Source organism: Streptomyces sp. NPDC054840, assembly GCF_053611065.1.
Genome location: NZ_JBSGZP010000363.1, coordinates 1 through 7,437, shown reverse-complemented (window position 1 = coordinate 7,437; position 7,437 = coordinate 1). Strand labels below are relative to the sequence as shown.

General features: G+C 70.3%; 10 protein-coding genes. 6 read left to right on the top strand and 4 right to left on the bottom strand.

From position 1 onward, the window contains the following. Positions 1 to 86 precede the first annotated feature (86 nt). Positions 87 to 914: a hypothetical protein gene (locus tag ACWGIU_RS23720; RefSeq protein ID WP_453708839.1), complete on the top strand. Its 828-nt coding sequence runs from the start codon at positions 87 to 89 to the stop codon at positions 912 to 914. A 124-nt stretch (positions 915 to 1,038) separates the two neighbouring features. Here the strand turns inward: ACWGIU_RS23720 and ACWGIU_RS23715 are convergent, their stop codons facing one another. Further along, a complete protein-coding gene (locus ACWGIU_RS23715) occupies positions 1,039 to 1,623 on the bottom strand; it encodes a DinB family protein (protein ID WP_453708837.1) in 585 nt (194 codons plus the stop codon). A gap of 5 nt (positions 1,624 to 1,628) precedes the next feature. Between ACWGIU_RS23715 and ACWGIU_RS23710 the strand changes: the two genes are divergently transcribed. Continuing rightward, entirely contained in the window at positions 1,629 to 1,793 is a 165-nt protein-coding gene (locus ACWGIU_RS23710) for a hypothetical protein (RefSeq protein WP_453708835.1), read from the top strand. A 105-nt stretch (positions 1,794 to 1,898) separates the two neighbouring features. After that, positions 1,899 to 2,252, top strand: a complete 354-nt coding sequence (locus ACWGIU_RS23705) for a hypothetical protein (RefSeq protein ID WP_453708833.1) — start codon at positions 1,899 to 1,901, stop codon at positions 2,250 to 2,252. 137 nt (positions 2,253 to 2,389) lie between these two features. Here the strand turns inward: ACWGIU_RS23705 and ACWGIU_RS23700 are convergent, their stop codons facing one another. From ACWGIU_RS23700 to ACWGIU_RS23690, 3 genes are read right to left on the bottom strand one after another with little or no spacing between them, the layout of a single operon-like run. Then, a complete protein-coding gene (locus ACWGIU_RS23700) occupies positions 2,390 to 4,036 on the bottom strand; it encodes a serine/threonine-protein kinase (protein ID WP_453708832.1) in 1,647 nt (548 codons plus the stop codon). A gap of 36 nt (positions 4,037 to 4,072) precedes the next feature. Then, entirely contained in the window at positions 4,073 to 4,339 is a 267-nt protein-coding gene (locus tag ACWGIU_RS23695; protein ID WP_453708830.1) for a DUF397 domain-containing protein, read from the bottom strand. Then, positions 4,299 to 5,147, bottom strand: coding sequence for a helix-turn-helix domain-containing protein (locus ACWGIU_RS23690; protein WP_453708841.1), 849 nt, complete (start codon positions 5,145 to 5,147; stop codon positions 4,299 to 4,301). The genes ACWGIU_RS23695 and ACWGIU_RS23690 overlap by 41 nt, the downstream gene beginning before the upstream one ends. Positions 5,148 to 5,301: 154 nt before the next feature. Here ACWGIU_RS23690 and ACWGIU_RS23685 point away from each other — a divergent pair, with 154 nt between their 5' ends. From ACWGIU_RS23685 to ACWGIU_RS23675, 3 genes are all read left to right on the top strand, one after another. After that, the gene (locus tag ACWGIU_RS23685; RefSeq protein ID WP_453708828.1) at positions 5,302 to 6,066 is read left to right on the top strand and encodes a serine/threonine-protein kinase; all 765 of its coding nucleotides are present in this window, start codon (positions 5,302 to 5,304) and stop codon (positions 6,064 to 6,066) included. After that, entirely contained in the window at positions 6,003 to 6,485 is a 483-nt protein-coding gene (locus tag ACWGIU_RS23680; protein ID WP_453708826.1) for a hypothetical protein, read from the top strand. Before ACWGIU_RS23685 ends, ACWGIU_RS23680 begins: the two co-directional genes overlap by 64 nt. Positions 6,486 to 6,579: 94 nt before the next feature. Continuing rightward, positions 6,580 to 7,224: a class I SAM-dependent methyltransferase gene (locus tag ACWGIU_RS23675; RefSeq protein WP_453708824.1), complete on the top strand. Its 645-nt coding sequence runs from the start codon at positions 6,580 to 6,582 to the stop codon at positions 7,222 to 7,224. Positions 7,225 to 7,437 lie beyond the last annotated feature (213 nt).

The following is a 7,437-nucleotide window of genomic DNA, read 5'->3' as shown; positions in this document are numbered from 1 at the left end:
GCTGCGGAACACCCTTCCTTGCCACCCGTAGAGGAATCCGGAATCCAGTGAACTCGACCACCCCTTCCTCCAGAGCGTGTGCCGGTATGGCGGTGTTCCTCCTCCCGCTCCTGTCCGCCTGCTCGACCGGTGCCACCGGCCCCGCCGATACCCCACCGCCGACCACGGCGCAGCGGCTCGACGACAGCAAGACCCTCAAGCTGCCTCTGGACGATTACCTGCTGACCACGATCGACGCGGACACACTCGCGCGGGGGCGCGATTCCATCATGCAGCGGTGCCTTGCCGGACTGGGCGCCCCATATACCCCGAAAGCGCGGGGAAGCGCCGATATCGAAACGAACGAGCGGCGCTACGGCCTGGCCGATGCGGAACTCGCGAAGCAGCACGGATACCACGTGCCAGACATGGCGAAAACGGCCGAAGACTACCCATCGGCAATCATGCCGCTCGTCACGGGCGAAGCCACCACGCACAACGGCGTACCCGTACCGGACGGCGGGTGTGCGGGGCAGGCACAGCGAGAACTTCACGAGGCCGATCTGCAGGGAGCCTTGACCCTTCCCCAAAAGCTCAACATGGAAAGCTACCTGAAGTCCCAGAAGGCGCCCGCGGTGGTGAAAGCGACCGAGGCGTGGTCGACGTGCATGAAGGAATCCGGTCACACCTATCCCGACCCGCTCGCCGCGATAAACGACAAGGAATTCAGCGCCGCAACCCCCGGAGCCCTCGAGAAGGAAGTGGCGCTCGCCGACGTACTGTGCAAGCAGAAGGTGAACCTGATCGGCGTATGGTCCGGCGCCGAGAGCGAATATCAGACGTTCTTGATCGAGTCGAATACGGCCGCTCTGGCGGAGCCGCTGCTCGCCAAACAGAAGACCATGTCCGCGGCGAAGGCGGCGACCGGAAAGTAAGGGCCGTCCAGCGATGCCGACCGGGGCGTTCGCCGGACACGGCGACGGCGAGCGGGATGCCCTGGGCATCGGACGGCACGTGCGGCTTGCTGCCCTGCTTGCCGCGATCGACCGGGTCGGGCCTCTAAGCCTTGATCGGTGCGGCCGACCTGGCGGCCCGCTCGATCTTGGCGCAGTGGGCCGCACGGGCTTCTTCGTCGATCTGCCGCTCGTGTTCGGCGCGCAACCCGGTCCGGCCGTCGAGGCCCTCGCGCAGGATATCGGCGTGCCCGGCATGCCGGATGGACTCACCGAGGACATGGACCATGATGGCGAACAGGTTGGTGTGGGTATAGGGCTCCGGCCACCAGGGCACGTGGCCGGGGGCGTCGAGGGGAAGCTCGTCGATCGTCGCGTCAGAGTGTTCCCACGTGCGCCGGTAGAACCCGATGATCTGATCGCGGGTCTCGTCCTCCGTCGCCCACAGATCGCTGCCGTTGGAGTCCTGCCACCGGCACAGCGGTTCCGGGGAAGGGCGGTCGAAGACTTCGCCGAAGTACCTGGCCTCGACGGTGGCCACATGTTTGACCAGGCCGAGGAGGTTGGTGCCGGTCGCTGTCAAAGGTCGGCGGGCGTCGTATTCGGACAAGCCGTCGAGTTTCCAGAGCAGCGCCCTGCGGTCCCGCCTCAGTCTCCCGTGCAGGTCCGCTTTCGCGAATTCATCGATCATGCGGCATGAGCCTGCCATGGACTGCTCGTGGTCTCAAGATCCCGTACGTGGTCCGCAACGACGGGCAGAGCCGAGCTCCGGCCATGGCCGCCGTCCTGTCCTGCTACAAGAAGCTCGCGAAACGTGCCACGTCAGACAGCCGCAAAGGGTCGTCCGGCGGCTGCTGGTGACGGAGCCGGCCGGGGCGGAAACCGCGTGGCTCCCGCGTTCGGGATGCCGGTATCGTCCGGCATCCCGACCCGCCGTACGCGGGCAACGTTCCGAGAGCGACGCACATGACCAGCCGGCAGACAACGACGACCCTGTGGCGCCCCACCGGCCCCGAGGAGCTGGATCTGGTCCGGCAGCTGAACTGGCGTGCGTGGCCGCCCCGGCTCCCCGAGCAGCCGATCTTCTACCCGGTCCTCAACGAGGACTACGCGATCCGGATCGCGCGGGACTGGAACGTGAAGCACAGCGGCGTCGGCTTCGTCACCCGTTTCGAGGTCGATTCGGAGTTCTTGAGCCGGTACCCCGTCCAGCAGGCGGGCGGGCGGACGATCCTCGAACTCTGGGTTCCGGCCGACGAGCTGGACGACTTCAACGCCCACATCGTCGGCGAGATCCAGGTGGTCCACGAGTTCCGCTGAGGCGGGTCACCGACCCCGACCGGAAGCGGCCCCGCACACCGGCATGACCGCGACTCCCCCGAACTGCACGTCCCCGTTCGCGCCCGCCTGAATCGGCGAGATGGTGCGACGCCGGCAGGAGAAGCAGTAGGAGGACCTCACCGGGATTTTTTGGCGGGTGCGGCCGCCAGCGCGGCCTTGGCGACCTCCTTGGCCTTCTGCTCGCAGGCCCCGGACTGGGCGAGGCCGACCCGGACGACCAGATTGCCGTGCCGGACGGAGAGATCACAAGTCCACTCGGGGTCGGCGGTCCTCCAGTACGCCCCGTCGCCGAATCCGAGGCTGTTCACCCTCTTCCCGGCTGCCGCCTCCTTGGCGAACTCACTCTGCTGGAGCTTCGCGTTGGCGGCATCGCCACTACCCCGCTTGACCTCCCACCGGACCATCGCGGTCCACTCGTCGGAGGTGGGTTCGTACCAGGAGCACATCGTCTTCGCCTCGAAGTCACTCGCGCTGTGGAAGTCCTCTTGGGGCTCCCGCCCGGTCAGCGGGATGTGCCGGGTCGCCTCCGGGCAGGCCGGTGCGTCGGTGTAGGCGGCGGCATCGGCACCCTCCACCTTCCGGTCCAGGGCGTACGCCCCCACACCGGCACCCGTCGCCGCCAGCACTCCGGCGGCCACCAGCGCCACGGTCCGCGATCGCCTGCGCGGTGGCGTGGGCGACGGCTCGGTCGGCGGGCTCATCGGCCGGGGAGGAACGGCGGGCGGGGCGGACACCGCGACCTCGGCCGGACGCTCCACCTCCCCCTCGGGCTCGGAGGCGAGCTCCGGCTCCGGCTCCGGATCGGGCTCCGGCTCCGGATCGGGAAGCGATTCCTGCGGCACCGCCACGTCCGCCGACTCACCGGACAACAGCCGGTCGATGTCGGCCCGTTGCGCGGCCAGCATCCGGTCCACCGCAGCCGGCCACTGCCGACCGGCCGGAGCGACCGGCCCGAGGAGTTCGAGCAGCTGCGCCGGCGTGGGCCGGGCGGTCGGATCCTTGGCCAGGCAGCGCTCCACGATCCCGCGCAGGCCGACCGGTACCGCACTCAGGTCGGGGGTGGAGTGCACCACGTCGTAGAGCGTCCGGAGGGTCGAGGCCCCGGCGAAGGGGCTGCTGCCGGTGAACGCCATGACCAGCATCGAGCCGAGCGAGAACACATCGCTCGCCGGGGTCAGCGGCTTGCTCTCGGCCTGCTCGGGCGACATGAACGACGGCGACCCGATCACCCACCCGGTGCGCGTCAGCCCGGCGTCGCGTTCCGCGTCGGCCTCGCCCTCGGTGGCGCGTGCGATGCCGAGGTCGATGACGCGTACGCCGTCCTCGGTGAGGAGTACGTTGTCGGGCTTGAGGTCCCGGTGGATCAGCCCCGCCCGGTGGATCTCCACGAGCGCCGACGCCAGCCCCGCCGCCAGCCGGTGGACGACGGCTTCCTCCAGCACCCCGTCCGTCTTGACCACGGCTCCCAGCGAGGGCCCGGCCACGAAGACCGACGCCAGCCACGGTGTCGGGGCGTCCGGGTCGGCGTCCATCACGGCCGCCGTATAGGCACCGGAGACCTTGCGCGAGGCCGCGACCTCGCGCCGGAAGCGGGCCCGGAAGCCCTCGTCGTCGGCGAAGTGCGCGAGCACCTGTTTGACGGCGACGAGCCGCCCGTCAGGCCCGGCGCACAGCAGTACCCGCCCCATACCGCCCTGCCCGAGCACGCCGGCCACCTTGAACGGCCCCACGTGCGTCGGACCGAAAGGTCCCACGTGCTCCATTTCCCCCCGACTCCCTCCCCGTCGTCAGGGAGCGGATCATACCGAGACGGACCTCAGGAAGGCCTGGAACGCGGCCGGTTGGACGGTGAAGACGGGACCCCCGGGGTTCTTGGAATCCCGGACGGCGACGAGGCAGGGCTGAGCGGTGATCTCGACGCAGTCGCCGCCGGTGTCACCGCTGTACGAGGCCTTGAGCCAGCCGGTGTCACCGAGCGGTGCGCACTCCACGCACTCGCCGCCGGTGTCCCCGCTGTACGAGGACTTACGCCACTGCGCGCCCGTCAGGTTCTGGCTGGTGTCCATAACGCTCCTCCATTACGCGGGCGATCCGTGCCGCCGAGCCCTCCAGGGACAGGGCGGCTGCCTGCAAATGATCGTATCGGAGCGAACCCTCCCTGAGAGCGGGCGGATTGGCCGTCATATGGCCCTGCACGAAGTCCTCGGTGTAGACGATGTCGGGGTCGTCCTCGAACCGCAGGACGGTGAACGAGCCCATCTGCCCCGCATGGGCGCCCGACTCGAACGGCAGGACCTGCACCTTCACCCACTCCCTCCTCTGCAGCTCCAGCAAATGGGCGAGCTGGTTCCGCATGACCTCGCGACCACCGACCTCCTGGTGCAGCACGGCCTCGCTCATCACCACCCACATCAGTGGCGGGTCTTCGCGGTCGAGGATCCGCTGCCGATCCATCCGGGCGGCCACCTTCGCGTCAAGGTCCCCCTCGGTCCGCACCCCGAGCACGGCCCGCGCGTAGGCGGGCGTCTGCAGCAGCCCGTAGACCAACTGCGCCTGATAGGTGGAGATGTAGGAGGCCCGTGCCTCCATCTCCGCGTACGGCTGGAACCACGTCGGCAGCACACTCCGCAGCACCAGCCCCACCAGCCGCGAGAACACCCCGCCGGTGCCCAGCGCCGCGTCCACCCGCTCCGAGAAGTCCCGCGTCGGGACCCGCTTCGTCGTCTCGATCTGGCCGATCAGCGAACCCGTGCAGTAGATGATCTCGCCCAACTGCGCCTGCTTCAGGCCGGCGGCCTCTCTCAGCCGCCGCAGTTCGTAGCCGTAGTAGTCCAGCGGCGAAGCGCTGGGATCGAGCTCGCGGATCTTGACCATGAGGAGGTCACCCCCAAGTTCACGCTGTTCGGCGTTCATGCCGCTGTCGCCGAGCGTAATCAGGCCCCCCACGGACAGGGGGGCGGGATCGTTCAAGTGGTCACCGTCCGGTCGGAATCGGTAACCCTTCGGCACGGTCGGCCATAATGCGAACGTGCGGGAAGAGATCGAAGAGCGGTACGCGCTGGAGGAGTTGCTGGGCCAGGGCGGTTTCGGCGAGGTGTGGCGGGCCGAGGACAGTCGGGTGGGGCGGCAGGTCGCCGTCAAGATCGGATATCCGCAGACGCCCGAGGACACGCGGCGCTTCGAGCGCGAGGCCAGCCTCGCCGGGAACCTCGCGCACCCCAACATCGCCACCATCCACGACTTCGGCCGCACCGAGCGCGACGGGCGCGACGCCGTCTACCTCGTCATGGAGCTGCTCCGGGGCCGTAGCCTGGCCGACGTGCTGGAAGCCGGCGTACCGCCGCTCGCGGACGCACTGGAGTGGGCCGGACGCATCGCGGACGCGCTGGGGGCTGCCCACGCCGCCGGGATCGTCCACCGGGACGTGAAGCCCGCCAATGTGATGGTCACCGACGGCGGGGTGACGAAGGTGCTCGACTTCGGCATCGCCAAGGCCGGGGGCGGCAGCGACGGCGCCACCACGACGGGGCTGACGGCCACCGGCATGGTCATCGGCTCGTTCCCGTACATGGCGCCCGAGCGGTGGACCGGCGGGGCGAACGGTGTGCCCGTGGACGGGCGGGCCGACCTGTACGCCCTGGGCTGCGTCCTCATGGAGCTGGTGACCGGCACCCGCCCCTTCGCCGGGGCGTGCGAGATGCACGAGCTGCTCGCCCAGCACCTCACGGCATGCACCGGGGCGCCCACGCCCGTGACGGCCAGTGGGACGCGCGCAGCCGGGAGCGCGCGCTGAGCGAGCGTGCCTGGCTGGGGGCGCTGCTGCCCGACCTGGAGTGGGCTCTGACCGCCGACAGTCCTGTCCTGCTGGACGTGCGGCGCAGGCTCGCCCACGACGCCTGGCTGGTCGGCGACGTCACCGGCGCCGCGCTCCTGTACCGGCGGCTCTTCCCGAACCTCGCCGAACTCGCCGAGCGCGGCGATCCGGAGGTGGCCCACCGTGTGCTGCGCACCATCGGCGAGGCGGGCGATCCGGCGGCCGCCCTGACCCACATGAACCTGCTGCTGCACCGGCTCCCCTTCCTCTCCGGCATGCAGGGGCCGGCCCAGGAGGTCTCCGACACCCGGGCGGACTTCCGGCGTGCCGTACGGGAGCAGCGGCGGGCGGAAGGGACCGGCGGGACGGGTGGCCTGGCCCGGCTGTTCGGCCGCTGACCGGGCAGCGGCGTACGAGCGCACCCGGCCGTAGCGCCCTACCGACGGGTAAGGCAGCATGGGCCGCCACACGTCGCTCAGCAGGAGGAACACCATGGCCGCCCAGCCCAAGCCGGAGACCCTCGCCGCCTTCGAGGCCGCCAAGGGGTTCATGCCCGTACGGGAGGGTCTCGCCCTGTACGAGGCGGCCACCGCGGCCGGTGCGCTCGGGCTGCCGCTGCTGGAGGTCGGCACGTACTGCGGCCGCTCCACCATCCTGCTCGCCGATGCCGCCCGCGAGGCCGGCGTGGCGGCGATCACCGTCGACCACCACCGGGGCAGCGAGGAGCAGCAGCCGGGCTGGGAATACCACGACCCGACGGTAGTGGACCCGGAGGTCGGGCTGATGGACACCCTGCCCACCTTCCGCCGGACCCTCCACAAGGCGGGGCTGGAGGACCACGTGATCGCGATCGTCGGCCGGTCCCCGCAGGTCGCGGCCGCCTGGGGCGGCAAGCTCGGCTTCGTCTTCATCGACGGCGGCCACACGGACGAGCACGCGAGCGGCGACTACGAGGGCTGGGCCCCGCATGTCGCGAAGGGCGGCACGCTCGTCATCCACGACGTCTTCCCTGACCCGGCGGACGGCGGTCAGGCCCCGTACCGGATCTACTTGCGGGCGCTCGCCTCCGGAGCCTTCGAGGAGATCTCCGTCACCGACTCGCTGCGGGTGCTGCGACGCACGGGCGCGGGCATCTAGGTCGTCTCTTTCGGATCTTGCCGGGCCCGCGTTGCCCGGCACCGCACCGCACCTCGCCGCGTTGTCGGGGCGCCCGAGTACGTCCAGTACACGGGCGCCCCTCCGCCTTGCCGGGCACGGCACCGGAGCCCGCGGCTGGCCTGCCGCCCCCCGCTGGCTCCGCCACACCGCCTCCTTGACGTCGTCGTCACCCGGCCGGCCCACCGGCCGCAC

Bases quoted from the DNA above. Each gene is read 5' to 3' on its own strand.
- ACWGIU_RS23720 (WP_453708839.1), top strand. From the start codon at position 87: ATGGCGGTGTTCCTCCTCCCGCTCCTGTCCGCCTGCTCGACCGGTGCC.
- ACWGIU_RS23715 (WP_453708837.1), bottom strand. From the start codon at position 1,623: ATGATCGATGAATTCGCGAAAGCGGACCTGCACGGGAGACTGAGGCGG.
- ACWGIU_RS23710 (WP_453708835.1), top strand. From the start codon at position 1,629: ATGAGCCTGCCATGGACTGCTCGTGGTCTCAAGATCCCGTACGTGGTC.
- ACWGIU_RS23705 (WP_453708833.1), top strand. From the start codon at position 1,899: ATGACCAGCCGGCAGACAACGACGACCCTGTGGCGCCCCACCGGCCCC.
- ACWGIU_RS23700 (WP_453708832.1), bottom strand. From the start codon at position 4,036: ATGGAGCACGTGGGACCTTTCGGTCCGACGCACGTGGGGCCGTTCAAG.
- ACWGIU_RS23695 (WP_453708830.1), bottom strand. From the start codon at position 4,339: ATGGACACCAGCCAGAACCTGACGGGCGCGCAGTGGCGTAAGTCCTCG.
- ACWGIU_RS23690 (WP_453708841.1), bottom strand. From the start codon at position 5,147: ATGGTCAAGATCCGCGAGCTCGATCCCAGCGCTTCGCCGCTGGACTAC.
- ACWGIU_RS23680 (WP_453708826.1), top strand. From the start codon at position 6,003: ATGCACCGGGGCGCCCACGCCCGTGACGGCCAGTGGGACGCGCGCAGC.
- ACWGIU_RS23675 (WP_453708824.1), top strand. From the start codon at position 6,580: ATGGCCGCCCAGCCCAAGCCGGAGACCCTCGCCGCCTTCGAGGCCGCC.